Genomic DNA, 24938 nt, shown 5'->3' with positions numbered 1-24938 from the left:
CCCTCAGCTTATGCCTTCCGGCTTCCGGGTCGGGCGCGAGGTAACATCCCTGTAAAACCGCGCCCTCAGCCCACATCCCTGTGGGCTGCCCCGGCCTTCAGGCAACGCCTCGGCGATTCAGACGCCACTTATGCCGCTTCCGTTTTTTAGCTAAAAACAAACGTCAGTGTCGCTGGAACCGATGAGTCCCCGCTTGAAATCGGTGAGCCGGAGAAGGGAAGACAAGGTCAGTCCGCCAGGACGGCGGACTGAGGCGAACCGAGACAGGACGTCGAGTTTCGCCGTGCCACAGGCTGGAGTTCGCAGGCGAACGCAGTGCGAAGCACCGATTTCACCGCGGGGCCGCGGGGATTGCAAAGGGGGGCGCGGCGCCCCCCTTAGCCCGTTCACGGGTGCAGTTATTGCATGTTCTGCAAACATGGAGTGAACGGAATTTTGTACTTAACTGACAAACAAACTGACAAACAAACTGACAAACATTAGCCTTGCTGCCGGTTTTTTGTATGTCCAAAATCTGCGCCCCCATCCTCCTCCCTACAAAAAAGTCCAAAAGATGAGTAGGGTAAATTGGGCGTATGGCAAGGTGGGCACATTTTGATGATTAGGGGATAGATGATGTTGAACGCCTGGCACCTGCCTGTTGCTCCCTTTATAAAACAGCAGCAGGACAAACTGATAATCACCCTTTGGCTGCGCGGCGATGACCTGCCGAAGCGGGTCACGATGCGCGCGGAAGTGGATAACGAAGAGCTGGCGCTGCCGATGCGCCGTAGCAGTAAATCACCCGCGCCAGACGTCGTGCAGTGGCGTGGGGAGATAGCGCTATATGAAGGGCAGCCGCGCCGCCGCTACGGCTTTAAGCTGCTGTGGGATGACCGGCAGCTGTGGTTTGCGCCAAAGGGATTCAGCGAAATTCCGCCGGCCAAACTGGAGCTCTTTGCCTATGACAGCCCGGACGCTGGCCCGCAGTGGGTGGCCGATCAGGTCTTCTATCAAATTTTCCCTGACCGCTTTGCCCGCAGCCCGTCGCGCAGCGAACAGCAGGACAAGGTCTATCATCACCACGCCGCTGGGCACGATATTGTTCTGCGTGACTGGGATGAACCACTGACTGCTGAAGCGGGTGGTTCCACCTTCTACGGCGGCGATCTCGACGGCATCAGCGCGAAGCTACCCTATTTGAAAAAATTGGGCGTTACCGCGCTATACCTGAATCCGGTCTTCACCGCCCCCAGCGTACACAAATACGATACTGAAGATTATCGCCAGGTCGACCCGCAGTTTGGCGGCAACGAGGCGCTGCTGCGTCTGCGCCATAACACCCAGCGCGAAGGGATGCGCATGGTGCTCGACGGCGTCTTTAACCACAGCGGCGATACCCATGCCTGGTTTGACAGGCACAACCGCGGTAGCGAAGGTGCTTGCCATCATCCGGAGTCACCGTGGCGCGACAGCTACAGTTTCTCTGACGACGGAAAAGCGCTGGACTGGCTGGGATATTCCAGCTTGCCGAAGCTCGACTATCGCTCGAACGGGCTGGTGAATGAAATCTATGCCGGAGAGGACAGCATTGTTCGCCACTGGCTAAAAGCGCCGTGGAACATGGACGGCTGGCGGCTGGACGTGGTGCATATGCTGGGGGAAGCCGGCGGTGTGAAGAATAACCTCAAGCACGTTGCCGGTATTACCCAGGCGGCAAAAGCTACGCGACCGGATGCCTACGTGCTCGGCGAACACTTTGGCGATGCGCGGCAGTGGCTTCAGCAGGATGTGGAAGATGCAGCGATGAACTACCGCGGCTTTACCTTCCCGTTGTGGGGCTTTCTGGCCAACACCGATATCTCTTACGATCCGCAAAAAATCGATGCTCAAACCTGTGTGGCCTGGATGGAAGATTACCGCGCTGGGTTATCGCATCAACAGCAGCTGCGGATGTTTAACCAGCTTGATAGCCACGATACCGCGCGCTTTAAATCGCTGCTCGGGCGTGATGTCGCACGGCTACCGCTGGCGGTGGTCTGGCTGTTCAGCTGGCCCGGCGTGCCGTGTATTTACTACGGTGATGAAGTGGGTCTGGACGGTGATAACGATCCCTTCTGCCGTAAGCCGTTCCCGTGGGATGAGAAACAGCAGGACCGCGAACTGCTGGCGCTTTATCAACGTCTGGCGGCTCTGCGCAAGGCTACGCCCGCGCTGCGCCACGGTGGTTGTGAAGTGCTGTATGCCGAAGGCGATGTGGTAGTGTTCCTGCGCGTGCTGGGTGCAGAACGCGTGATGGTTGCCATTAACCGCCGCGAAGCCTGTGAAGTGGTGCTGCCAGACTCGTCGCTGTTGAACGTTAAATGGCAGCGTAAAGAAGGTGCGGGGCTGGTGGCGGATGGTGTGCTGTCCCTGCCCGCTATCTCCGCCACGGTATGGGTGGGTCACTGATAGAGGTGGGCTATTTCCGCGCTGGCGAGCAGCGTTTCGCGCCACCAGCGCTGTGCCAGCCCATCCCGACCGTTGCGCCAGGCCATATAGGCGACATCTTTTTGCCGAAATGAGATAACGGCTTTCTCCACCAGTTCGCCCGTGGCAAGCCACGGGCTGGCAATATGGCGGGGGAGAAAACCGCAGCCGATCCCGGCGCGCAGCAGCATGACCTTACTGTGGAAATCATCGACGCGCATTTGCGGCTGCTCATCCATCAGATTGGTTTGCAACGGATGGCAAAATTTGGCGCTATCGCTTATCACAATTGCCCGGTGCAGGCACAGCTGTTCGTTGGTCAAGCCCTCCGGCGCGCTGGCTAGCGGGTGGTTTGGCGCGACGACAAACACGTTATCCATAGTCCCCAACATTTTGTAAGACCAGGCAGCAGAAGTTGGTGGCTCGTTGATAGCGCCGAGAATAATGTCAGCTCCGTTGTGGGTCAGTTCTTCCCATGAACCGGCTAACGTATGATGGGTGAAATTAAGGCGAGTTTGCTTATTCAGCGCGTAAAACGCCTCAATACTCGGCAGCAGCGCAGAAAAAGGGAAAGAATCATCGAGAGCAATCGCCAGCTCTTTTTCCCAACCTGAGCTAAGCTGCACCGCCTGTTTTTCCAGATCTTTTGCCGCATTGAGCAGTAAACGTCCCTTCTCCAGCATCATTCGCCCGGTATCGGTGAATTTTGCCCGATGTCCTGAACGGTCGAGTAGTTCGATACTGAGGTCGTTTTCCAGTTTCTGAATCATATAGCTTAGCGCCGCAGGCGTTTTAAATAGCGATTCGGCCGCAGCGGCGAAGGAGCCGTGTTTGTCGAGAGCGTCGAGGATGAGCAAAACGTCCAGGTTGATGCGCATAGGCTTAAAATATCCAGAGAAATTAACCCCTACGTTGTACCGAATGCTTAAAAACAAAGCCAGTGAATAAATTAGATATAACTGGCGCATTTTTTTGATGTTGTATGAGATATATCGCATGAGGAAATTATTATTGTCACAGGATGGTAAGTTTTCTTTAATAACTCGTTAGAAATTTCCCGCTATACTCAACAAGCTTTCTGATTCAGGATCCTGCTACTGACGGCAGCTTAAACCGTTTTCTTTTAACTTATTGATTGAGAAGGTGTGTTATGTCTATTCGGGAACTGATTGATCCGCAAAACTCCGCGCTAATTTTTATTGACCATCAGCCGCAAATGTCATTCGGTGTGGCGAATATTGACCGCCAGACTCTCAAAAATAATACCGTGGCGTTAGCTAAAGCCGGGAAAATATTTAATGTTCCGGTTATTTATACCTCCGTCGAAACCAAAAGTTTTAGTGGCTATATTTGGCCCGAATTATTAGCGGTTCACCCTGACGTGAAACCGATTGAACGTACCTCCATGAACTCCTGGGAAGACGCGGCTTTTGTTAAAGCGGTGAAGGCGACCGGGCGTAAAAAACTGATTATTTCCGCCCTGTGGACGGAAGTGTGCCTGACCTTCCCGGCGCTGATGGCGCTGGAAGAGGGCTTTGAAGTGTACGTGGTTACCGACACTTCCGGCGGTACTTCCGTGGATGCTCACGAACGCTCGATTGACCGTATGGTGCAGGCCGGTGCGGTACCCGTGACCTGGCAGCAGGTGCTGCTTGAGTATCAGCGCGACTGGTCACGCAAAGAAACCTACGATGCGGTCATGGACCTGGTTCGCGAACACAGCGGTGCCTACGGTATGGGCGTGGATTACGCCTACACCATGGTGCACGGCGCACCAGAACGTAAAGCCTAAGGTCAGGATGCTGGCGGGTTTGCCCGCCAGCTTGCGACAGCAAGGAACCCTCCGCCATGACGCAAAAGCATGTCACGCTGGTCATTACTCACGCCATCCAACCCGAACACGTTGCGCTTTATGAAGCCTGGCTTGGCGAGATTATGCCTATTGCCGCCAGCTATCCCGGCCATCTTGGGGCGAACGTTATCCGCCCGGTCGATGGGCAGACGGCGTGGAATATTATTATCCGTTTCGACACCCTCGAGCACCTCTACGCCTGGACTCAGTCCGATGTACGGCAAAAGCTGGTGGATGAGATAACGCCGCTGCTGGGTGAAGGCGATCATACCGAAGTGCGCACTGAAGCCGCGTTTTGGTTCACCCCACCCGCCGCCAATGTGCACCAGCCGAAGCGCTGGAAACAGTTCCTGATAACCCTGCTGGTGATTTTCCCCAGCACCAATCTGGTTCCTGCCATTACCGGCGCGCTGCTGCCGTCGATGAAGGGAACCCTGTCGCTGCATTTAATTAATGATGCTTGTGTGGTCGCGCTGGTGGTCTGGCTCTGGATGCCCATCGTGACCCGCCTGTTTGCCGGTTGGCTGAAAAAAGCCTGAACCGGCATAAGGAGAACGTAATGCCACAAACAGCCACACTGATTTTAACCCAGGGGCAGATCCACACTCTGGACGCTAAGCAACCGCGCGCCGACGCGGTGGCCATTGCCAACGGCAAGATTTTAGCGGTCGGCAGCGATGCGCAGATGATGTCCTACGCCGGTGAAGGTACACAAATTATCGACCTGCACGGCCACACGGTGATCCCGGGACTTAACGACTCGCACCTGCACCTGATCCGCGGCGGGTTGAACTACAACCTCGAACTGCGCTGGGAAGGGGTTCCGTCGCTGGCGGATGCGCTGCGAATGCTCAAAGATCAGGCCGATCGCACGCCGTCGCCGCAGTGGGTGCGCGTGGTCGGCGGCTGGAGCGAGTTCCAGTTCGCTGAGCGCCGCATGCCGACACTGGAAGAGCTTAATGAAGCGGCGCCAGATACCCCGGTATTCGTGCTGCACCTCTACGATCGCGCGCTGCTGAACCGCGCGGCGCTGAAAGCGGTGGGCTATACCAAAGAGACGCCGGCACCGGCGGGGGGCGAAATTGTTCGCGATAACAACGGTAACCCGACCGGGATGCTGATCGCCAAACCGAACGCCATGATCCTTTACGCCACGCTGGCCAAAGGTCCAAAACTGCCGCTGGAGATGCAGGTCAACTCGACCCGCCAGTTTATGCGTGAGCTAAACCGATTGGGGCTGACCAGCGCCATTGATGCCGGCGGTGGCTTCCAGAACTACCCGGAAGACTACGAAATTATTGAGCAGCTGCATGCCAATAAGCAGATGACTATTCGCATCGCCTACAACCTGTTTACCCAGCGTCCGAAACAGGAGATCGAGGATTTCGAACGCTGGACCGATATGCTCAAACCAGGGCAGGGGACTGATTTCTACCGGGCCAACGGCGCGGGTGAAATGCTGGTCTTCTCGGCGGCCGATTTTGAAGATTTCCTCCAGCCGCGTCCCGACCTGCCGCCGGGCATGGAAGATGAGCTGGAGCGCGTGGTGCGCCATCTGGTTGAGCACCGCTGGCCGTTCCGCCTGCACGCCACCTATGATGAGTCTATCAGTCGCATGCTGGATGTCTTTGAGAAGGTTAACCGCGATATCCCGTTCAACGGCCTGCACTGGTTCTTTGACCATGCGGAAACCATCACCGAGCGTAATATTGAACGCGTAAAGGCGCTGGGTGGCGGTATTGCGGTACAGCACCGTATGGCGTTCCAGGGAGAGTACTTTGTTGACCGCTACGGTAAAGATGCGGTGAAACATACGCCGCCGGTGGCGAAAATGCTGGAGCTGGATGTACCGGTTGGCCTGGGCACCGATGCCACCCGCGTGGCGAGCTACAACCCATGGACCGCGCTGTACTGGCTGGTTTCTGGCCGTACCGTCGGTGGCATGGCGATGTACGATGATGAAAATCGCCTGCCGCGTGACGTGGCCCTGGAGCTGTGGACCGCCGGTAGTGCCTGGTTCTCCAGTGAACAGGGTAAGAAAGGGCGCATTGAGAAAGATCAGTTGGCCGATCTGGTCGTGCTGTCGAAAGACTACTTCAACGTACCGGAAGAAGAGATCAAAGGCATTGAGTCGGTGATGACTATTGTTGACGGCAAGGTGGTGTACGCGGCGGGTCACTTCACGCCGCTGGCACCGCCAGCGATTCCGGTTGTGCCTGACTGGTCGCCGGTGGTGAAAGTGCCGGGACATTACCGATCAGCCCCTCCGGGAAGCGAGCGCATCGGCGCCGTGGTACAGATGCATCAGTGCTGCGGTAGCTGCGGGGTGCACGGCCATCAGCACGATCTCGCCCGTCAATCCGGCATTCCGGTTTCGGATGATCGTGCCTTCTGAGGCGCCCTAGGCTGCTCTTGCTTCTCGTTCTAAGTACCGACTTTAGATCGGGTTAATCTGACCTAAAGACAATAAAAAAGGCTCGCGCAATGCGAGCCTTTTTTTGCAAAACGTCAGCCAATTACAGGCTAGAAACGTTCTCGCTCAGGTATTTAGCAACGCCGTCTGGAGACGCGTTCATGCCTTCTTTACCTTTTTCCCACTGCGCCGGGCAGACTTCGCCGTGCTGCTCGTGGAACTGCAGCGCATCAACCATACGCAGCATTTCGTCGATGTTACGGCCCAGCGGCAGGTCGTTAACCACCTGGTGACGAACAACGCCGTTAGCGTCGATCAGGAAGGAGCCGCGCAGCGCAACGCCTTCGTCCGGGTGTTCGATGCCGTAAGCCTGCTGAATTTCACGCTTAACGTCAGCAACCATTGCGTATTTCACTGCACCGATGCCGCCTTTGTCGACAGGGGTGTTACGCCATGCGTTGTGGACGAATTCGGAGTCAAAAGAAACGCCAACCACTTCAACACCGCGCTTCTGGAACTCTTCGTAACGTTTGTCGAAGGCAATCAGTTCGGATGGGCAGACGAAGGTGAAGTCCATCGGCCAGAAGAACAGAACCGTGGCTTTACCCTGGGTGTGCTGTTTGAAATTGAATTTCTCAACGATTTCACCGTTGCCCAGTACCGCAGCTGCGGTGAAGTCAGGCGCTTGACGAGTAACCAGAACCATGGGGTTCTCCTTTGAATTTATAGGGTTAATGTAACGCAACGCGGGCAAGTATAGGCACAGACCGCGGCTAACACAAAAAGACTGTGACGATTAATTAGATAGGTTTTGGCTATTGATAATTTATTTTTACCAAAGGATCAAGCATAGCCATTCCGCCGCGCGATGCAAGCCCTACAGCGCTTTGTTTTTCGCCTGCATCATCATCTGCGGATAAAACTGCCAGAAGCGCGTCTCTAACTCGTCATAGTGCGTATCCAGGTCATGCCAGGAGTCGCGCAGGGCATCCAGCTTCGGACGGCGGCTGGCCATGCCGCTTAACACGCGCTGGATAAAATCCATTTCGCGATAGCGCTCAAGCCAGCGCTCGGACCACAGATGCTCGTTGAGCACGATAAAGCGCTCGGGCGCCTGCGGCAGGATGGTCGTGACCTGCGTATGGGCATAGCGAACGAATTCCTCCAGCGCGATATCCGGAGAAATTTGCGTCCAATGGCGCGATAAAAAATGATCCCACATCACATCCAGCGTAATCGGTGCGACCCGGCGCGTCTCGGGGCGAAACCACTCGCGGGCCTCTTTAACCTGCGGCAGATTATCGGTCATGACGTCGATGCGGCGATGCATATGAATGCCGTCAACCACCGCCGGTGGGTAATCCTGCTCGGGATTACCGCGGACAAAATCCGCCAGCAGATTCCCCGACAGGGAGCTGTCGGCCAGGTGAGCGAGATGCAGATGAGCGAGAAAATTCATTGTTTGCTATTTATCCAGAGGGGTAAGGGTTGCAGGGACGACGCCCCGGCACTAGACTACCCGCCTCATTATTAAGCCCAGAGTCACAGTCATGCGCGTTGCCGATTTCTCCTTTGAACTACCTGAATCCCTGATTGCCCACTATCCGCAAGCCGAGCGCAGTAGCTGTCGCTTGCTGTCTTTGGACGGGCCGACGGGCGCGCTGACGCACGGTACTTTCACCGATTTGCTCGATAAGCTCAACCCTGGCGACCTTCTGGTCTTTAACAATACCCGGGTGATCCCAGCGCGCCTGTTTGGCCGTAAAGCCAGCGGCGGCAAGATTGAAGTGCTGGTCGAGCGTATGCTGGATGATAAACGTATTCTGGCACATATTCGCGCTTCTAAAGCGCCGAAGCCGGGCGCCGAGCTGCTGTTGGGCGACGATGAAAGCATCAAAGCGACGATGGTCGCACGTCACGATGCACTGTTTGAAGTCGAGTTCGACGATGAACGCAGCGTGCTGGATATCCTCAACGCCATCGGCCATATGCCGCTGCCGCCGTACATTGACCGTCCGGACGAAGACGCCGACCGCGAGCTTTACCAGACGGTGTACAGCGAGAAGCCGGGTGCCGTCGCGGCACCAACGGCCGGCCTGCACTTCGACGAACCGCTGCTGGCGAAGCTGCGTGAAAAAGGCATCGAAATGGCCTTCGTCACGCTGCACGTCGGCGCGGGGACTTTCCAGCCGGTGCGCGTGGACAGCATTGAAGACCACATCATGCACTCCGAATATGCGGAAGTGCCGCAGGACGTGGTCGATGCCGTACTGGCCGCTAAAGCGCGCGGCAATCGCGTGATCGCGGTAGGTACGACCTCCGTGCGTTCGCTGGAAAGCGCCGCACAGGCCGCAAAAGATGAACTGATTGCGCCATTCTTCGGTGACACGCAAATCTTTATTTTCCCAGGCTACCAGTATCAGGTGATTGATGCGCTGGTGACCAACTTCCATCTGCCGGAATCGACGCTGATCATGCTGGTATCGGCGTTTGCTGGTTATAAAAACACCATGAACGCCTATCATGAAGCCGTAAAAGCGGAATATCGCTTTTTTAGTTACGGTGATGCCATGTTTATCACGTACAATCCGCAGGCTATTTCTGAGCGTGTCGGGGAATAAGTTTCCGGCATGAGTGTTTAACGTCGGACTGTTTTTCTGACGCAGGAGTTATGATGAAATTTGAACTGGACACCACAGACGGTCGCGCCCGCCGCGGCCGCCTGGTTTTTGACCGTGGCGTAGTAGAAACCCCCGCTTTTATGCCGGTGGGCACCTATGGCACCGTGAAAGGCATGACGCCGGAAGAAGTTGAAGCCACCGGCGCACAAATTATTCTCGGCAACACCTTCCACCTGTGGCTGCGCCCGGGCCAGGAAATCATGAAGCTGCACGGCGATCTGCACGATTTCATGCAGTGGAAAGGGCCAATCCTCACCGATTCCGGGGGTTTCCAGGTCTTCAGCCTGGGTGATATCCGTAAGATCACCGAGCAGGGCGTACACTTCCGTAACCCGATCAACGGCGATCCTATTTTCCTCGATCCAGAAAAATCGATGGAGATTCAGTACGATCTCGGCTCCGACATCGTGATGATCTTCGATGAATGTACGCCATACCCGGCGGACTGGGATTACGCTAAGCGCTCCATGGAGATGTCTCTGCGTTGGGCCAAGCGTAGCCGCGACCGTTTTGACGGTCTGGGCAACAAAAATGCGCTGTTTGGCATCATTCAGGGTAGCGTTTACGAAGATTTACGTGATATCTCCGTGAAAGGTCTGGTGGATATTGGCTTTGATGGCTACGCTGTCGGCGGTTTGGCTGTGGGTGAGCCGAAGGAAGATATGCACCGCATTCTGGAACATGTCTGCCCGCAAATCCCGGCTGATAAGCCGCGTTACCTGATGGGCGTGGGCAAACCAGAGGATCTGGTTGAAGGCGTTCGTCGCGGTATCGATATGTTTGACTGCGTCATGCCGACGCGCAACGCCCGTAACGGTCATCTGTTTGTGACTGACGGTGTGGTAAAAATCCGCAATGCGAAGCACAAAAGCGATACCAGCACGCTCGACGCTGAGTGTGATTGCTACACTTGTCGCAATTATTCACGTGCATACTTGCATCATCTTGACCGTTGCAACGAAATATTGGGCGCGCGCCTCAATACCATTCATAACCTTCGCTACTACCAGCGCTTAATGGCTGGTTTACGCAAGGCTATCGAAGAGGGTAAATTAGAGAGCTTCGTGACCGATTTTTACCAACGCCAGGGGCGTACGGTTCCACCTTTGAACGTTGATTAATTTTAATAATGAGGGAATTTGAATGAGCTTTTTTATTTCTGATGCGGTAGCGGCAACAGGTGCTCCGGCGCAGGGTAGCCCGATGTCTCTGATTCTGATGCTGGTGGTCTTTGGTCTGATTTTCTATTTCATGATCCTGCGTCCACAGCAGAAACGTACCAAAGAACATAAAAACCTGATGAGCTCCATTGCCAAAGGCGATGAAGTCCTGACGAACGGTGGCCTGGTTGGTCGTGTGACTAAAGTAGCAGAAACTGGCTACATCTCTATCGCACTGAACGACACCACTGAAGTGGTTATCAAACGTGACTTCGTAGCTGCCGTTCTGCCGAAAGGCACCATGAAGGCGCTGTAATATTCCGTTTTCCCAAAGGGAACTGCCGTGTTAAACCGTTATCCTTTGTGGAAGTACATCATGCTGGTCGTCGTCATTGTCGTCGGCCTGCTTTACGCACTTCCCAACCTGTATGGTGAGGATCCGGCTGTTCAAATCACTGGCGTGCGCGGCGTCGCCGCCAGTGAGCAAACGCTGATCCAGGTCCAGAAAACGTTACAAGAAGAAAAAATTACCGCTAAGTCTGTGGCACTGGAAGAGGGCGCTATTCTTGCGCGCTTCGACACCACCGACATCCAGCTGCGCGCGCGTGAAGCGCTCATGAGCGTACTGGGTGACAAATATGTCGTGGCGCTTAACCTTGCTCCGGCAACTCCGCGCTGGTTGGCTGCGATTCACGCAGAGCCAATGAAGCTCGGTCTTGACCTCCGCGGCGGCGTTCACTTCCTGATGGAAGTGGATATGGATACCGCACTGGGCAAGCTCCAGGAACAAAATATCGATAGCCTGCGCAGTGACCTGCGTGAAAAAGGCATTCCTTATACTACCGTTCGTAAAGAAGACAACTACGGTCTGAGCATCACTTTCCGTGATAGCAACGCCCGCGATCAGGCGATCTCTTACCTGAGCAAGCGTCACCAGGATCTGGTGATTTCAAGCCAGGGTAGCACCGCGATGCGTGCAGTAATGACCGATGCGCGTCTGAGTGAAGCTCGTGAATATGCGGTACAGCAGAACATCAACATTCTGCGTAACCGTGTAAACCAGCTGGGCGTGGCTGAGCCGGTTGTTCAACGCCAGGGCGCAGACCGTATTGTGGTCGAGCTGCCGGGTATTCAGGACACCGCGCGTGCGAAAGAAATTCTGGGCGCGACCGCGACTCTGGAGTTCCGTCTGGTTAACAGCAACGTCGATCAGGCTGCTGCTGCATCTGGCCGCGTTCCGGGCGACTCTGAAGTGAAAAACACCCGTGAAGGGCAGCCGGTTGTGCTGTTCAAACGTGTGATTCTGACCGGTGACCATATCACCGACTCCACTTCCAGCCAGGATGAATACAACCAACCGCAGGTTAACATCTCGCTCGATAGCGCGGGTGGTAACATCATGTCTAACTTCACTAAGGACAACATCGGTAAACCGATGGCGACCCTGTTTGTGGAGTATAAGGACAGCGGTAAGAAAGACGCCAACGGCCGTGCAGTGCTGGTGAAACAAGAAGAGGTGATTAACATCGCCAATATCCAGTCCCGACTGGGTAACAGCTTCCGTATCACCGGTATCGGCAACCCTAACGAAGCGCGTCAGCTGTCGCTGCTGCTGCGTGCGGGTGCGTTGATTGCGCCAATCCAGATTGTTGAAGAACGTACCATCGGCCCAACGCTGGGTATGCAGAACATCAAGCAGGGTCTGGAAGCGTGTCTGGCCGGTCTGGTGGTCTCTATCCTGTTCATGATCTTCTTCTATAAGAAATTTGGTCTGATTGCGACCAGCGCGCTGATTGCGAACCTGGTACTGATTGTCGGTATCATGTCGCTGCTGCCGGGCGCTACGCTGAGTATGCCGGGGATTGCGGGGATTGTGTTAACCCTTGCCGTTGCCGTCGACGCCAACGTACTGATCAACGAACGTATTAAAGAAGAGCTGAGTAACGGTCGTTCGATTCAGCAGGCTATCAACGAGGGCTATGCCGGCGCGTTCAGTTCCATCTTCGATGCGAACATTACGACGCTGATTAAAGTCCTGATCCTGTATGCGGTCGGTACCGGGGCAATTAAAGGGTTCGCGATTACTACCGGTATCGGTGTGGCGACGTCGATGTTTACCGCGATTGTCGGTACGCGTGCCATCGTAAACCTGCTGTATGGCGGCAAGCGCGTCAAAAAGCTGTCAATCTGAGGAGTGCGAAGTGGCACAGGAATATACTGTTGAACAATTGAACCACGGCCGTAAAGTCTATGACTTTATGCGCTGGGACTACTGGGCTTTCGGCATCTCAGGTTTCCTGCTGATCGCGGCCATCGTGGTGATGGGCGTACGCGGGTTTAACTGGGGTCTCGATTTCACCGGTGGTACGGTGATTGAAATCACGCTGGAAAAACCGGCGGATATGGACGTGATGCGTGATGCGCTGGAGAAAGCGGGCTTCGTTGAGCCGCTGCTGCAGAACTTCGGCAGCAGCCATGACATCATGGTACGTATGCCGCCAACCGAAGGCGCAGACGGCGGTCAGGTGCTGGGGAGCAAGGTGCTGAGTGTGATTAACGAAGCCACCAACCAGAATGCTGCCGTGAAGCGTATCGAATTCGTTGGACCAAGCGTGGGTGCCGATCTGGCGCAAACCGGTGCGATGGCGCTGATGGTGGCGTTGTTATCTATCCTTGTGTACGTTGGTTTCCGCTTTGAGTGGCGACTGGCTGCGGGTGTGGTAATTTCGCTAGCGCACGACGTGATCATTACCATAGGGATCCTGTCGTTGTTCCATATCGAGATTGACCTGACGATCGTGGCATCCTTGATGTCGGTTATCGGTTACTCGTTGAACGATAGCATCGTGGTATCTGACCGTATTCGTGAGAACTTCCGCAAAATCCGTCGCGGTACGCCATACGAAATCTTTAACGTGTCGCTGACCCAAACGCTGCACCGTACGTTGATTACGTCCGGTACCACATTAGTGGTGATTCTGATGCTGTACCTCTTCGGTGGTCCAGTTCTGGAAGGCTTCTCGCTGACTATGCTTATCGGTGTTTCCATCGGTACGGCCTCGTCTATCTACGTAGCCTCGGCGCTGGCGCTGAAGCTGGGTATGAAACGCGAGCACATGCTGCAGCAGAAAGTTGAGAAGGAAGGGGCGGATCAGCCGTCTATTCTGCCGTAAGCGAGCGCTGTTAAGTGATTGAAAAAAGCCGTAACACCCAACCCGTGTTGCGGCTTTTTTATTGCATCTTATTATTCTAATTAAGCCCGAATATTGCTTTGTGAGGAGTCATCATGGCTATCATCCCGAAAAACTACGTCCGGCTGGAAAGCGGCTACCGCGAAAAAGCACTGAAGCTGTTCCCGTGGGTCTGTGGGCGCTGTTCGCGTGAGTTTGTTTACTCGAATCTGCGTGAGCTCACGGTTCACCATATGGATCACGACCATACCAATAACCCGGAAGACGGCAGTAACTGGGAGTTGTTGTGCCTGTACTGCCATGACCACGAGCACTCAAAGTACACCGAGGCGGATCAATACGGTTCAACTGTAGTTGCCGGGGAGGACGCGCAGAAAGATGTCGGGGAGGCGACCTATAACCCGTTTGCCAACCTGCAAGCGATGATGAATAAAAAGAAATAATCGCAGCGGTGTAACGCATACATCATCTTTGGAATCCCGATCGTAAGATTGGGGTTTTTTTTACCTGTTGGGTATGGAATAAGTGTGGATATCGACAGGCGGAGTAGAATCAGCGGCAAGCCGGGTAACCCGGTGAGGCGAAGTGTTGCGGGGGCTTGATCCCCGGTGGCCTTGTCGCTGGAAAGAGAAAACCCCCGCAAATTGTTCGGTATTCACCGGCAACCTAACGGGGGCAATCCTATCTCTAGACAAGTTGAGGATAGCCGCGAACCGTTGCCATTGCAACCAAGGCGGTTATATGTCGCTTACTGAAGTGTGCATTATTGTCTGGCACGATCTGGCAGCGCCTACGCTGGCCAGTATTGCGGCCGGTCTGTTTTTAGGCTGGTGGCATAGCAGGAGATAATGCGAGGTGGGCGCGTTGGCCGCCGCGTGGCAGCATGCGCTCGAAACGGGCCAGAGGATTTCCTCTGGCCTTTTTTGCGCGGGCGAACTTAGAAGTTGTAACCGACAACCAGGTAACCACCCCAGCCGGTAGACTTCGCGCTGAAGTCGCCTTCACCCCAGTTCAGGGTATTCCCGCCTTTCCACTGGCCGCCGTCATGGAAGTAACGAGCCACTACCGAGTAGTGCCAGTGATCGTAGTTCAGCGCCAGGATGTGGCTGGAAGCGATGGAGTTGCTGGTACGGTTTGGTTCGTCGCCCAGATCGGAGCCCCAGTCGAAGTTGGTGAAGCCGATGTAGCTCAGCTTGCCGCCCCACAGATCGGAGATCGGAACAAAGTATTTCACTTTGAAGCGGTAGCCGTCCCACTCGTTTTCGTTGGCTGCGCCATAGTTCTGCCACTGGTATTTAGCATACACGTTCATGGACAGGCTCATTGGCAGGCCGGTATCGATATCGGTACCCAGACCCATGTACCAGGTGCTCTGACGGCTGCCTTTGTTGTCACCCATATCGTAGATGTAGTTGTTGGCGATATACCACTCTTTGAATGGGCCAAAGCTCAGGTCAGCGCCGGTCAGCTTATCGATAGAGAAGCGCGGTTCAATTTCCATAAACATTGGGGAACCGTCGGACCACACGCCTTTATCGTTACCGTTACCCCAATCGAAGGTTTTTGGAATATCGATGTAGCCGTAGAAATCTAACCAATCTTTTTTAGCGAATGCTTCGTACTCCAGGTAAACGTCGTTATTCAGTTTTGGAGAGAAACGGGTGTGGTAGCTACCTACCACGTTGACGCTCTGATGCCACCAGTCGGAAACGTACTCCGGCTGAGAGTCACCGGCTGCGTTAGCAGTGAAAGAGGCGGAGAGCGCCAGCGCCGCACCGGCTGCAAGTAATGTTTTTTTCATATTTTATGCCACTAATAAAATAATTCGAAAGAGAGTGATTTTTATCACCGAAGTTTTTCTAAATGTTTCGTGTTTCTGCGTGCCTATTATATGAATCCTTGCTCACGAAAATCAGTCACGCTTCACACATTTTTCAAGTGCGTAATCGATTGCGTTCACGTTTGCGTAGATTGGACGCGGCGATTGTACTGATGGAGTGAATTATTGCAAATTTTTACATACAGAAAATGTAGGGCGGAGAGTTGGGCGGGATGGGCGTCGGTGCGTTGTTATCGCTCGCGACGCCGATAATACGATTACTGCGCGTTGGCGGGCTGAACGTCGTGGATGCGGACAAAGCCCAGCTGATCCGGCGTCACGCCGTTAAGCTGCAGCGGTATGTCGACATCGCTGGGTGCCAGCACGCTCGCCGGTGCGGAGAAGAGCTTATTGCTCACGTTCACTTCCTGATACTGCTCGGTGGTGCCCTGGATTTGTCCCCATTCTACCGTGCCGGTGAATGCCGGAAGCGGATCGTTGGACTCACCCTGGATGCGCAGAGTCAGCGCTGTTCCCTGCGCGTTGGCGGCAATGTTACGCAGTGACATGCGCAGAGTGCCGACCTGGCTATTCAAGCGAGCAGGGGTGTTCGCCCCCGGCAGCAAATAGACGCCACGTGTCGATTTCGCATTCAGCGCATTTTGCTGGGTGATCTTCACGGTTTCTTTATTTAGCTGCGTCATTTCTGCGCTCAGCGTGCTGATGCTCTGGTGCATCTGCTTCACTTCTGACTGCTGGGCGCAGGCGGTCAGGCTGACGAGGCTTCCCAGCAGGGCAATTCTTAGGTAACGTCTTGTCATTCTGTCTGTTTCCTTCTTCTCGGGATAACGCAATGTTAGCGCGCAACGAGGCATTTGGCATCGATCCATTGTCTCAAAAAGCGCTGTTCCTTTGTTGTCTCGTCAGTTCAGGGTAAAATAGATTCTATTAGCCTTCATCGTCAGGACGTCGTATGCACTGCCCATTCTGTTTCGCCGTAGACACTAAAGTCATTGACTCCCGCCTTGTGGGAGAAGGATCCTCCGTTCGCCGCCGTCGGCAATGCCTGGTGTGCAACGAGCGTTTCACTACCTTTGAGGTGGCTGAGCTAGTGATGCCACGCGTGGTGAAAAGCAATGATGTGCGTGAGCCGTTTAACGAAGACAAGCTACGCAGCGGCATGCTGAGGGCGCTGGAAAAACGTCCAGTGAGCTCTGATGACGTCGAAATGGCGATTAACCACATCAAATCACATCTGCGCGCCACCGGTGAGCGCGAAGTGCCGAGCAAACTGTTGGGTAATCTGGTGATGGAACAGCTGAAAAAGCTCGATAAAGTGGCCTATATCCGCTTTGCTTCGGTTTATCGCAGCTTTGAAGACATCAAAGAATTTGGCGAAGAAATCGCCCGCTTACAGGATTAAGCCATGAGCGACGAGATGTATATGGCGCGCGCCCTGAAGCTGGCGCAGCGCGGACGATTTACCACCCATCCGAACCCACGCGTCGGCTGTGTGATTGTTAATCAGGGCGAAATCGTCGGTGAAGGTTTCCACTATCGCGCCGGTGAACCGCATGCGGAAGTGCACGCGCTACGCATGGCGGGTGATAAGGCCAAAGGCGCAACCGCCTACGTGACCCTTGAACCATGCAGCCACCATGGCCGCACGCCGCCGTGCTGCGATGCGCTCATTGCTGCGGGCGTCGCGCGCGTGGTTGCCGCGATGCAGGATCCAAACCCGCAGGTCGCCGGGCGCGGTTTGTACCGTCTACAGCAGGCGGGAATTGAAGTCAGCCATGGGTTGATGATGAGCGAGGCCGAAGCGCTGAATAAAGGTTTCCTCAAGCGGATGCGCACCGGTTTTCCGTATATTCAGCTTAAGCTTGGGGCGTCGCTCGACGGACGCACGGCGATGGCCAGCGGTGAAAGCCAGTGGATCACCTCGCCGCAGGCACGTCGCGATGTGCAGCGTTTACGTGCAGAAAGCCATGCTATTTTAACCAGCAGTGCCACCGTCTTAGCCGACGATCCAGCATTAACCGTACGTTGGGATGAACTGAGCGCCGATACGCAAAGCCTCTATCCGCAGGAAAATCTGCGCCAGCCGCTGCGAATTATTATCGACAGCGGCAACCGCGTAACGCCGGATCATCGCATTGTACAGCAGCCGGGAGAAACGCTGTTTGCGCGCACAAAAGCAGATACTCGTACCTGGCCGCAGGGTGTGCAAACGCTGATGGTGCCGGAGCATAACGGCCATCTCGATCTGGTGTTGCTGATGATGCAGCTGGGAAAACAGCAGGTGAACAGCATCTGGGTTGAAGCAGGTCCGACCCTTGCCGGGGCGCTGATTGAAGCCGGGCTGGTGGATGAGCTTATCGTCTACATGGCGCCTAAACTGTTAGGAAGCGATGCGCGCGGATTATGTGTGCTGCCAGGCCTTGAGAAACTCAGCCAGGCCCCCCATTTCAAATTCAATGAGATACGTCAGGTTGGCCCGGATGTCTGCCTGCATTTAACGACTGCGTGAGGCATTCCGAATTAGAGGAAGCAGCGCCCAGAATATTATGATAAAATCCGCCCCCCTGCGGGGCAAATGAACCCAAAGGAAGAGTATGAACATTATTGAAGCTAACGTTGCTACCCCGGACGCTCGCGTCGCCATCACCATCGCGCGTTTCAACAACTTTATCAATGACAGCCTGCTGGAAGGTGCTATCGACGCCCTGAAACGCATTGGTCAGGTTAAAGATGAAAATATCACCGTTGTTTGGGTTCCTGGCGCTTATGAACTGCCGCTGGCAGCGGGCGCACTGGCAAAAACCGGTAAATACGATGCGGTGATTGCACTGGGTACAGTTATCCGTGGCGGTACTGCCCACTTCGAATATGTTGCTGGTGGGGCAAGCAATGGCCTGGCGCACGTCGCTCAGGACAGCGAAATCCCAGTAGCCTTCGGTGTTCTGACCACCGAAAGTATTGAACAAGCCATCGAACGCGCTGGCACAAAAGCCGGTAACAAAGGTGCAGAAGCTGCACTGACCGCGCTTGAAATGATTAATGTATTGAAAGCCATCAAGGCCTGATTTTTGTAAGGGGAAATCCGTGAAACCTGCTGCTCGTCGCCGCGCCCGTGAGTGTGCCGTCCAGGCGCTCTATTCCTGGCAGTTGTCCCAGAACGACATCTCTGATGTTGAATACCAGTTCCTGGCGGAACAAGACGTTAAAGATGTTGACGTCGCGTACTTCCGTGAACTGCTGTCCGGGGTGGCGACTAACAGCGCGTACCTCGATGGATTGATGAAGCCATACCTGTCCCGTCTGCTCGAAGAGCTGGGCCAGGTAGAGAAAGCCGTGCTGCGCATCGCGCTGTTCGAGCTCTCTAAGCGTGATGATGTGCCGTATAAAGTGGCTATCAACGAAGCAATCGAGCTGGCAAAAACCTTTGGCGCTGAAGACAGCCACAAGTTCGTCAACGGCGTGCTGGATAAAGCCGCTCCAGCCATTCGTCCCCGCAAAAAGTAACCCGTAGGCCGGTGAGAGAGCGATAATTATCGCTTTCCCCGGCCTTGTTTTATCCTTCTGCTGAGGCATAACGTATGGCATGCGGCGAATTTTCCCTGATTGCCCGTTATTTTGACCGAGTACGAAACGCCCGTCTTGATGTAGAAACCGGTATCGGTGACGACTGCGCGCTACTCAACATCCCCGAAAAACAAACCCTGGCAATCAGCACCGATACGCTGGTAGTAGGGAATCATTTCCTTCCTGATATCGACCCGGCTGATTTAGCCTACAAAGCGCTGGCGGTTAACGTTAGCGATCTGGCTGCGATGGGTGCCGATCCGGCGTGGTTAACGCTGGCTTTGACCCTGCCTTCGGTCGATGAAGAGTGGCTGGCGGCGTTCAGCGACAGCCTGTTTGAACAGCTAAACTATTACGATATGCAGCTCATTGGCGGCGATACCACCAAAGGGCCGCTGGCGATGACGCTCAGCATCCACGGCTACGTGCCCGTGGGGCGCGCGTTGAAGCGTTCAGGGGCGAAACCGGGCGACTGGATTTACGTCACCGGGACGCCGGGCGATAGCGCTGCCGGGCTGGCTCTGCTGCTGAATCAATTGAAAATTGATGCGCCGGAAGATGCCGCCTATCTGCGGCAACGCCATTTACGCCCGACGCCGCGCGTGCTGCAAGGGCAGGCGCTGCGCGATCTCGCCAGCTCGGCCATTGATTTGTCCGACGGGCTGATTTCCGATCTGGGCCATATTCTGAAGGCCAGCGGCGTAGGCGCGCGGATTGAACTCGATATGTTGCCGTACTCCGGGGCCATGATGCGCCACGTTACCCCGGAGCAGGCGTGCCGCTATGCGCTGTCCGGCGGCGAGGATTATGAGCTGTGCTTCACCGTTCCTGAACTGAACCGCGGGGCGCTGGAAGTGGCGCTGGGGCAGCTCGGCACGGCATTTACCTGCATTGGGCAAATTAGCGCCGATGTGGAAGGGCTGAATTTTACACAAGATGGAAAGGCGGTCACGCTGGACTGGAAGGGGTACGATCACTTTGGCTAAGCATGATATCGCAAAAAGCCGCCTGAATATGCGCAATCCTTGGCACCTGCTGGCGACCGGGTTTGGTAGCGGTTTAAGCCCAATCGTTCCGGGAACGATGGGATCGCTGGCCTCTATCCCGTTCTGGTATTTGCTGACCTTTTTACCGCTGCAGATCTATTCGCTGGTGGTGATGTTTGGCATTTGCATCGGCGTTTATATCTGTCGCCGCACGGCGCGTGATATGCAGACTCATGACCACGGCAGCATCGTGTGGGATGAGTTTATCGGCATGTGGATAACCTTAATGGCGATCCCGGTCATCAGCTGGCAGTGGGTGCTGGCCGGGTTTGTGGTATTCCGCATTCTGGATATGTGGAAACCGTGGCCGATCCGCTGGTTTGACCGCAACATTCACGGTGGTATGGGGATCATGGTTGATGACATCGTCGCCGGGGTCATCTCGGCGGGGATTCTGTACGTCGCTGGGCATCACGTTTTGTGATGCGTTGACCCTCACCCCGAAAGGGAGAGGGGAAAAAATTGGTGGTGTGATGATGCACATCACTAACAGATGATGCCGAACGGTGCCCTCTCCCCATCGGGGAGAGGGCTAGGGTGAGGGGGGTATTCTGTTACTTAAACCCCACCACCGGATGTACCTGATACGGTGCTTCCATCGCCGAAATCTGTTCTCGCGTCAGCGTCAGATCAACCGCGTTTAACAGCTCCTCTAACTGTTCCTCACGCGATGCGCCGATAATCGGTGCCGCCACCCCAGGTTTACTCAACAACCATGCCAGCGCTGTTTGCGCGCGGCTGGCTTCCACTTCTTCGGCTACCCGCTCCAGCTCCCCGGCAATTTGCTCATCGTTCTCTTCCGTGGTGCTGTAGAGCGTCTGGCCGAATTCATCGGATACCAGTCGCGCGGTGGTTTCCCCCCAAGGGCGGGTAAGACGGCCACGCGCCAGCGGGCTCCACGGGATCACCGCCACGCCTTCTTCCACGCACAGCGGCAGCATATCGCGCTCTTCTTCGCGATAAATCAAATTGTAGTGATCCTGCATGGTGACGAACGGCGCCCAACCGTTGGTTTTTTGCAGCGCCAGCGCGTGGGCGAACTGACGGGCATGCATTGAAGAGGCGCCGATAAAGCGGGCTTTGCCCGATTTTACGACTTCGTCGAGCGTTTCCAGCGTCTCTTCAATCGGCGTGCGGTAGTCCCAGCGATGAATTTGTAGCAGATCGACATAGTCCATCCCAAGGCGACGCAGGCTGTCGTCGATGGAGCGTAAAATCTGCGCCCGTGAAAGGCCTTCTTCTAAATCGCCCACCTGGTGGTAGACCTTGGTGGCTACCACCACGTCTTCACGCCGGGCGAAGTCGCGCAGCGCTCGGCCGACAATCTCCTCGCTGCTGCCGTCGGAATAGCTGTTAGCGGTGTCGAAAAAGTTGATACCGCCTTCGAGGGCGCGTTGAATGATTGGGCGGCTGCTGTCTTCCGGCAGAGTCCAGGCGTGCTTACCTCGATCCGGTTCGCCGAAGGTCATACAGCCCAGGCAAAGGCGGGAAACCCGAAGGTCGGTTTGTCCTAAGAGATGGTATTGCATGATTCAGCTCCTGCTAGCGGGTAAGGGATTTACCTTTAAGCATAGCAGGAGCGATAGGAGGGATTATGCCAACCAGGCCGCGATCTTCGCCTCAATGCCCGCCGCGTCGAGACCGAGGTCGGCGCGGGCCTCTTCCTGCGTCCCCTGTGGGACGAAGAAATCAGGCAGGCCAAGATTAAGCACCGGCACCGGTTTACGATGCGCCATCAGCACGTCGTTCACGCCGCTGCCCGCGCCGCCGATAATGGCGTTTTCTTCCAGCGTTACCAGCGATTCATGGCGCGCAGCCATCTCAAGGATCAACGTCTCATCGAGCGGCTTCACAAAGCGCATATCAACCAGCGTAGCGTTAAGTTTTTCGGCTACGATCTCGGCTTCCGCCAGCAGGGTACCAAAGTTGAGAATCGCCAGTTTCTCGCCTTCACGTTTCACCACGCCTTTGCCCAGCGGCAGTTTAGCTAATGGTTCAAGCGTTGCACCTGTACCGCTACCGCGTGGATAGCGCACCGCGCTTGGGCCATCGCCGTAATGGTAGCCGGTGTACAGCATCTGGCGACACTCGTTCTCGTCGCTTGGGGTCATGATGACCATTTCCGGGATGCAGCGCAGATAGGAGATATCGAACGCCCCCTGATGCGTCTGCCCGTCGGCGCCGACGATACCGGCGCGGTCAATGGCGAACAGCACCGGCAGCTTCTGGATGGCAACGTCGTGAATGACCTGGTCGTAGGCGCGCTGTAGGAAGGTTGAGTAAATCGCCACAATCGGTTTATAACCGCCAATCGCCAGACCGGCGGCAAAAGTCACCGCGTGCTGTTCGGCAATGGCGACATCGAAATACTGATCGGGATATTTTTTGGAGAACTCCACCATGCCGGAGCCTTCACGCATGGCGGGGGTGACCGCCATCAGTTTGGCATCTTTGGCCGCGGTTTCGCACAGCCAGTCGCCGAAGATTTTTGAATACGACGGCAGGCCACCGCTGCTTTTCGGCAGTTTACCGCTGGTGTGGTCGAATTTAGGCACCGCGTGGAAGGTGATGGGATCTTTCTCGGCGGGCTCATAGCCACGGCCTTTTTTGGTCATAATGTGCAGGAACTGCGGGCCTTTCAGGTCGCGCATGTTCTTGAGCGTATTGACCAGCCCAACCACGTCGTGACCGTCAACCGGCCCGATGTAGTTGAAGCCGAGTTCTTCAAACAGCGTCCCCGGCACCACCATGCCTTTGATGTGTTCTTCCGTGCGTTTGAGCAGCTCTTTAATTGGCGGAACGCCGGAGAAGACTTTCTTGCCGCCTTCACGCAGAGAGGAGTAGAGCTTGCCGGAAAGCAGCTGCGCCAGATGGTTATTAAGCGCGCCGACGTTTTCCGAGATAGACATTTCGTTGTCGTTGAGCACCACCAGCATATCGGGCTTGATATCGCCCGCGTGGTTCATCGCTTCAAATGCCATACCGGCGGTGATCGCGCCGTCGCCAATCACGCAGACGGTACGACGCTGCTTGTTCTCTTTTTCAGCCGCCACGGCAATGCCGATACCTGCTGAAATTGAAGTCGAGGAGTGGCCGACGCTCAGCACGTCGTACTCGCTTTCACCGCGCCACGGGAACGGGTGCAGGCCACCTTTCTGACGGATGGTGCCGATTTTGTCGCGACGGCCGGTCAGAATCTTGTGCGGATAGGCCTGGTGACCAACGTCCCAGATAAGCTGGTCGAACGGCGTGTTATAGACATAATGCAGCGCCACGGTGAGTTCCACCGTGCCAAGCCCGGAGGCAAAGTGTCCGCTGGAACGGCTCACGCTGTCGAGCAGGTAACGACGTAGCTCGTCACATAGCTTCGGCAGGCTCTCTTTTGGCAACAGGCGCAATTCCTGGGTGGAATCGACCAGTGCCAGGGTCGGGTATTTGGCAATATCAAAACTCATCGGAGACTCATTTATTGTTTATTTGTCGCGCAGGATGATGTAGTTCGCTAGCGCTTCCAGTGCTGTGGTATCCAGTGACTGCGCGGCCAGTTCGGTTAACGACTGGCGGGCTTCTGCAATAAGGTCACTGGCTTTTGTCCGGGCTTGCTCAAGGCCCAGTAATGCAGGATAGGTACTCTTGCCGAGCTGCTGGTCGGCGCCCTGGCGTTTTCCGAGGGTCGCAGTATCGCCCACCACATCCAGAATGTCATCCTGAACCTGGAAGGCCAGGCCGATGCTTTCGGCGTACTTATCCAGCAATGGCAGCGCGGGGCGCCCCCGGTGACCCGCGCGCCGCGCCCCCCCNNTTATCCAGAAATGGCCGCGCTGCGCGCCCCTGTTCCCCGGCGCTCAGCGCACCCAGACGAACGGCAGCACGAATTAGCGCACCGGTTTTATGGCGGTGAATGCGCTCCAGCATTTCCAGATTAACCTGTTGCCCTTCGGCTTCCAGATCCAGCGCCTGGCCGCCGCACATTCCCGCTACGCCGCTGGCGGTAGCCAGCTCTGACAGCATCGCCAGGCGATCGCGGTCGGAGACTTCGGTCATCGGTGCATCACTGAGTATAGAGAACGCCAGCGTTTGCAGCGCGTCACCGGCCAAAATTGCGCTCGCCTCGCCAAATTTGATGTGGCAGGTTGGCTGGCCGCGGCGCAGATCGTCATCGTCCATTGCCGGCAGATCGTCATGCATCAGCGAATAGGCGTGAATACACTCCACCGCAGCGGCTGGGGCATCCAGCGTCGTGGTGCTGACGCCGAACATTTTCCCAGTGGCGTACACCAGGAACGGGCGCAGGCGTTTACCGCCTAATAGTGCGCCATACTGCATGGCGTTAACCAGTGGAGTGTTCTGAAACGGCAGCGGAGCGATAAAACGGCGCAGCGCGTCGTTTGCCTGTTCTACGCAGGCATTGAGCTGTTGCGAGAAATCCATTTTATTCGGCGTCCGGGGTGAAAGGCGTTAAAGGTGCGTCTTCGTTATCGGCCAGCAGGATCTGCACGCGCTGTTCCGCTTGCTGCAGTTTCGTCTGCCCCTGACGTGCCAGCTGCACGCCACGTTCAAATTCGTTTAACGCCTCTTCCAGCGGCAGGGAGCCGCTCTCGAGACGGTTAACAATCTGCTCCAGCTCGGTTAATGCGGTTTCAAAACTGGCCGGGGCTTCATTTTTCTTTGGCATAGTGAATTTTTGGCTCTTGTTATGTCGCGACTGCGTCTATGGTAACGGAGTCTGGGCGTGAAGCAAAT

25 protein-coding genes and 1 pseudogene are annotated in these 24938 nt (G+C 55.5%); 17 read left to right on the top strand and 9 right to left on the bottom strand.

What is annotated here, in order from left to right:
* Positions 1 to 612: 612 nt before the first annotated feature.
* Complete coding sequence (malZ, locus tag LZ634_RS15820; protein WP_234506980.1) at positions 613 to 2430, top strand: maltodextrin glucosidase; 1818 nt, start codon at positions 613 to 615, stop codon at positions 2428 to 2430.
* Here the strand turns inward: malZ and LZ634_RS15815 are convergent.
* Positions 2424 to 3326: a LysR family transcriptional regulator gene (locus LZ634_RS15815; RefSeq protein ID WP_234506978.1), complete on the bottom strand. Its 903-nt coding sequence runs from the start codon at positions 3324 to 3326 to the stop codon at positions 2424 to 2426. The two genes, malZ and LZ634_RS15815, sit on opposite strands and share 7 nt — an antisense overlap.
* Positions 3327 to 3598: 272 nt before the next feature.
* Between LZ634_RS15815 and LZ634_RS15810 the strand changes: the two genes are divergently transcribed.
* From LZ634_RS15810 to LZ634_RS15800, 3 genes are read left to right on the top strand one after another with little or no spacing between them, the layout of a single operon-like run.
* Positions 3599 to 4240 carry a hydrolase gene (locus LZ634_RS15810; RefSeq protein WP_052283902.1) on the top strand — a complete coding sequence of 214 codons (642 nt, stop codon included), beginning with the start codon at positions 3599 to 3601 and terminating at the stop codon, positions 4238 to 4240.
* 56 nt (positions 4241 to 4296) lie between these two features.
* Positions 4297 to 4839: an antibiotic biosynthesis monooxygenase gene (locus LZ634_RS15805; protein WP_234506976.1), complete on the top strand. Its 543-nt coding sequence runs from the start codon at positions 4297 to 4299 to the stop codon at positions 4837 to 4839.
* Between the two features lie 20 nt (positions 4840 to 4859).
* Positions 4860 to 6695 carry an amidohydrolase gene (locus LZ634_RS15800; RefSeq protein WP_234506974.1) on the top strand — a complete coding sequence of 612 codons (1836 nt, stop codon included), beginning with the start codon at positions 4860 to 4862 and terminating at the stop codon, positions 6693 to 6695.
* A gap of 121 nt (positions 6696 to 6816) precedes the next feature.
* On the opposite strand, the gene LZ634_RS15795 is transcribed toward LZ634_RS15800, so the two are convergent.
* Positions 6817 to 7419 carry a peroxiredoxin C gene (locus LZ634_RS15795; protein ID WP_052283898.1) on the bottom strand — a complete coding sequence of 201 codons (603 nt, stop codon included), beginning with the start codon at positions 7417 to 7419 and terminating at the stop codon, positions 6817 to 6819.
* A gap of 171 nt (positions 7420 to 7590) precedes the next feature.
* Positions 7591 to 8172, bottom strand: a complete 582-nt coding sequence (acpH, locus tag LZ634_RS15790; protein ID WP_234506973.1) for an ACP phosphodiesterase — start codon at positions 8170 to 8172, stop codon at positions 7591 to 7593.
* A gap of 91 nt (positions 8173 to 8263) precedes the next feature.
* On the opposite strand from acpH, the gene queA reads away from it, so the two are divergent.
* The 7 genes from queA to LZ634_RS15755 all read left to right on the top strand — a co-directional run bounded on the left by queA (position 8264) and on the right by LZ634_RS15755 (position 14594).
* On the top strand, positions 8264 to 9334 hold the full coding sequence (gene queA / locus LZ634_RS15785; RefSeq protein ID WP_234506971.1) for a tRNA preQ1(34) S-adenosylmethionine ribosyltransferase-isomerase QueA: 1071 nt from the start codon (positions 8264 to 8266) through the stop codon (positions 9332 to 9334).
* Between the two features lie 53 nt (positions 9335 to 9387).
* Positions 9388 to 10515 (top strand): tRNA guanosine(34) transglycosylase Tgt, encoded by a 1128-nt coding sequence (gene tgt / locus LZ634_RS15780; RefSeq protein WP_052283895.1) that lies wholly within the window; start codon positions 9388 to 9390, stop codon positions 10513 to 10515.
* 22 nt (positions 10516 to 10537) lie between these two features.
* Positions 10538 to 10870: a preprotein translocase subunit YajC gene (gene yajC, locus LZ634_RS15775; RefSeq protein ID WP_052283894.1), complete on the top strand. Its 333-nt coding sequence runs from the start codon at positions 10538 to 10540 to the stop codon at positions 10868 to 10870.
* A 27-nt stretch (positions 10871 to 10897) separates the two neighbouring features.
* Positions 10898 to 12745, top strand: a complete 1848-nt coding sequence (secD, locus tag LZ634_RS15770; RefSeq protein ID WP_234506969.1) for a protein translocase subunit SecD — start codon at positions 10898 to 10900, stop codon at positions 12743 to 12745.
* A 10-nt stretch (positions 12746 to 12755) separates the two neighbouring features.
* On the top strand, positions 12756 to 13727 hold the full coding sequence (gene secF, locus LZ634_RS15765; RefSeq protein ID WP_234506967.1) for a protein translocase subunit SecF: 972 nt from the start codon (positions 12756 to 12758) through the stop codon (positions 13725 to 13727).
* Positions 13728 to 13840: 113 nt separating this feature from the next.
* Entirely contained in the window at positions 13841 to 14188 is a 348-nt protein-coding gene (gene yajD, locus LZ634_RS15760; RefSeq protein ID WP_052283891.1) for an HNH nuclease YajD, read from the top strand.
* A gap of 298 nt (positions 14189 to 14486) precedes the next feature.
* Positions 14487 to 14594: a type I toxin-antitoxin system toxin Ldr family protein gene (locus tag LZ634_RS15755; RefSeq protein WP_234506965.1), complete on the top strand. Its 108-nt coding sequence runs from the start codon at positions 14487 to 14489 to the stop codon at positions 14592 to 14594.
* 88 nt (positions 14595 to 14682) lie between these two features.
* Here LZ634_RS15755 and LZ634_RS15750 read toward each other — a convergent pair whose 3' ends face one another.
* Together LZ634_RS15750 and LZ634_RS15745 are read right to left on the bottom strand one after the other, a co-directional pair.
* Positions 14683 to 15546, bottom strand: coding sequence for a nucleoside-specific channel-forming protein Tsx (locus LZ634_RS15750; RefSeq protein WP_234506962.1), 864 nt, complete (start codon positions 15544 to 15546; stop codon positions 14683 to 14685).
* Between the two features lie 296 nt (positions 15547 to 15842).
* Complete coding sequence (locus tag LZ634_RS15745; RefSeq protein ID WP_234506959.1) at positions 15843 to 16385, bottom strand: DUF3251 domain-containing protein; 543 nt, start codon at positions 16383 to 16385, stop codon at positions 15843 to 15845.
* A 152-nt stretch (positions 16386 to 16537) separates the two neighbouring features.
* Between LZ634_RS15745 and nrdR the strand changes: the two genes are divergently transcribed.
* The 6 genes from nrdR (at position 16538) to pgpA (ending at position 20619) form a co-directional block, all read left to right on the top strand.
* Positions 16538 to 16987, top strand: coding sequence for a transcriptional regulator NrdR (gene nrdR / locus LZ634_RS15740; RefSeq protein WP_052283888.1), 450 nt, complete (start codon positions 16538 to 16540; stop codon positions 16985 to 16987).
* 3 nt (positions 16988 to 16990) lie between these two features.
* Complete coding sequence (gene ribD, locus LZ634_RS15735; protein WP_234506957.1) at positions 16991 to 18094, top strand: bifunctional diaminohydroxyphosphoribosylaminopyrimidine deaminase/5-amino-6-(5-phosphoribosylamino)uracil reductase RibD; 1104 nt, start codon at positions 16991 to 16993, stop codon at positions 18092 to 18094.
* A gap of 85 nt (positions 18095 to 18179) precedes the next feature.
* Positions 18180 to 18650: a 6,7-dimethyl-8-ribityllumazine synthase gene (gene ribE / locus LZ634_RS15730; RefSeq protein ID WP_001021161.1), complete on the top strand. Its 471-nt coding sequence runs from the start codon at positions 18180 to 18182 to the stop codon at positions 18648 to 18650.
* Between the two features lie 19 nt (positions 18651 to 18669).
* Entirely contained in the window at positions 18670 to 19089 is a 420-nt protein-coding gene (gene nusB / locus LZ634_RS15725; protein WP_062773912.1) for a transcription antitermination factor NusB, read from the top strand.
* A gap of 74 nt (positions 19090 to 19163) precedes the next feature.
* Positions 19164 to 20135, top strand: a complete 972-nt coding sequence (gene thiL / locus LZ634_RS15720; RefSeq protein ID WP_234506956.1) for a thiamine-phosphate kinase — start codon at positions 19164 to 19166, stop codon at positions 20133 to 20135.
* Entirely contained in the window at positions 20086 to 20619 is a 534-nt protein-coding gene (gene pgpA / locus LZ634_RS15715; RefSeq protein WP_414467746.1) for a phosphatidylglycerophosphatase A, read from the top strand. The genes thiL and pgpA overlap by 50 nt, the downstream gene beginning before the upstream one ends.
* A 130-nt stretch (positions 20620 to 20749) precedes the next feature.
* Here pgpA and LZ634_RS15710 read toward each other — a convergent pair whose 3' ends face one another.
* The 4 genes and pseudogenes from LZ634_RS15710 to xseB all read right to left on the bottom strand — a co-directional run bounded on the left by LZ634_RS15710 (position 20750) and on the right by xseB (position 24870).
* Positions 20750 to 21724: an aldo/keto reductase gene (locus LZ634_RS15710; RefSeq protein ID WP_234506954.1), complete on the bottom strand. Its 975-nt coding sequence runs from the start codon at positions 21722 to 21724 to the stop codon at positions 20750 to 20752.
* Between the two features lie 63 nt (positions 21725 to 21787).
* The gene (gene dxs / locus LZ634_RS15705; protein ID WP_234506952.1) at positions 21788 to 23650 is read right to left on the bottom strand and encodes a 1-deoxy-D-xylulose-5-phosphate synthase; all 1863 of its coding nucleotides are present in this window, start codon (positions 23648 to 23650) and stop codon (positions 21788 to 21790) included.
* Between the two features lie 18 nt (positions 23651 to 23668).
* Positions 23669 to 24626: pseudogene (ispA, locus tag LZ634_RS15700) on the bottom strand ((2E,6E)-farnesyl diphosphate synthase).
* 1 nt (position 24627) lies between these two features.
* Positions 24628 to 24870, bottom strand: coding sequence for an exodeoxyribonuclease VII small subunit (gene xseB / locus LZ634_RS15695; RefSeq protein WP_052283880.1), 243 nt, complete (start codon positions 24868 to 24870; stop codon positions 24628 to 24630).
* Positions 24871 to 24938: the final 68 nt, after the last annotated feature.

Origin of the sequence: Kluyvera intermedia (genome assembly GCF_021440345.1) — a bacterium.
GTDB classification, from domain to species: Bacteria; Pseudomonadota; Gammaproteobacteria; order Enterobacterales; family Enterobacteriaceae; genus Kluyvera; species Kluyvera intermedia_A.
The sequence above is the reverse complement of the archived record's forward strand: the minus strand, read 5'-3'. Positions and strand labels throughout refer to the sequence as shown.

Excerpts from the sequence above, each read along its gene's own strand:
- malZ (WP_234506980.1), top strand. The coding sequence starts at position 613 with ATGATGTTGAACGCCTGGCACCTGCCTGTTGCTCCCTTTATAAAACAG.
- LZ634_RS15815 (WP_234506978.1), bottom strand. The coding sequence starts at position 3,326 with ATGCGCATCAACCTGGACGTTTTGCTCATCCTCGACGCTCTCGACAAA.
- LZ634_RS15810 (WP_052283902.1), top strand. The coding sequence starts at position 3,599 with ATGTCTATTCGGGAACTGATTGATCCGCAAAACTCCGCGCTAATTTTT.
- LZ634_RS15805 (WP_234506976.1), top strand. The coding sequence starts at position 4,297 with ATGACGCAAAAGCATGTCACGCTGGTCATTACTCACGCCATCCAACCC.
- LZ634_RS15800 (WP_234506974.1), top strand. The coding sequence starts at position 4,860 with ATGCCACAAACAGCCACACTGATTTTAACCCAGGGGCAGATCCACACT.
- LZ634_RS15795 (WP_052283898.1), bottom strand. The coding sequence starts at position 7,419 with ATGGTTCTGGTTACTCGTCAAGCGCCTGACTTCACCGCAGCTGCGGTA.
- acpH (WP_234506973.1), bottom strand. The coding sequence starts at position 8,172 with ATGAATTTTCTCGCTCATCTGCATCTCGCTCACCTGGCCGACAGCTCC.
- queA (WP_234506971.1), top strand. The coding sequence starts at position 8,264 with ATGCGCGTTGCCGATTTCTCCTTTGAACTACCTGAATCCCTGATTGCC.
- tgt (WP_052283895.1), top strand. The coding sequence starts at position 9,388 with ATGAAATTTGAACTGGACACCACAGACGGTCGCGCCCGCCGCGGCCGC.
- yajC (WP_052283894.1), top strand. The coding sequence starts at position 10,538 with ATGAGCTTTTTTATTTCTGATGCGGTAGCGGCAACAGGTGCTCCGGCG.
- yajD (WP_052283891.1), top strand. The coding sequence starts at position 13,841 with ATGGCTATCATCCCGAAAAACTACGTCCGGCTGGAAAGCGGCTACCGC.
- LZ634_RS15755 (WP_234506965.1), top strand. The coding sequence starts at position 14,487 with ATGTCGCTTACTGAAGTGTGCATTATTGTCTGGCACGATCTGGCAGCG.
- LZ634_RS15750 (WP_234506962.1), bottom strand. The coding sequence starts at position 15,546 with ATGAAAAAAACATTACTTGCAGCCGGTGCGGCGCTGGCGCTCTCCGCC.
- LZ634_RS15745 (WP_234506959.1), bottom strand. The coding sequence starts at position 16,385 with ATGACAAGACGTTACCTAAGAATTGCCCTGCTGGGAAGCCTCGTCAGC.
- nrdR (WP_052283888.1), top strand. The coding sequence starts at position 16,538 with ATGCACTGCCCATTCTGTTTCGCCGTAGACACTAAAGTCATTGACTCC.
- ribD (WP_234506957.1), top strand. The coding sequence starts at position 16,991 with ATGAGCGACGAGATGTATATGGCGCGCGCCCTGAAGCTGGCGCAGCGC.
- ribE (WP_001021161.1), top strand. The coding sequence starts at position 18,180 with ATGAACATTATTGAAGCTAACGTTGCTACCCCGGACGCTCGCGTCGCC.
- thiL (WP_234506956.1), top strand. The coding sequence starts at position 19,164 with ATGGCATGCGGCGAATTTTCCCTGATTGCCCGTTATTTTGACCGAGTA.
- pgpA (WP_414467746.1), top strand. The coding sequence starts at position 20,086 with ATGGAAAGGCGGTCACGCTGGACTGGAAGGGGTACGATCACTTTGGCT.
- LZ634_RS15710 (WP_234506954.1), bottom strand. The coding sequence starts at position 21,724 with ATGCAATACCATCTCTTAGGACAAACCGACCTTCGGGTTTCCCGCCTT.
- dxs (WP_234506952.1), bottom strand. The coding sequence starts at position 23,650 with ATGAGTTTTGATATTGCCAAATACCCGACCCTGGCACTGGTCGATTCC.
- xseB (WP_052283880.1), bottom strand. The coding sequence starts at position 24,870 with ATGCCAAAGAAAAATGAAGCCCCGGCCAGTTTTGAAACCGCATTAACC.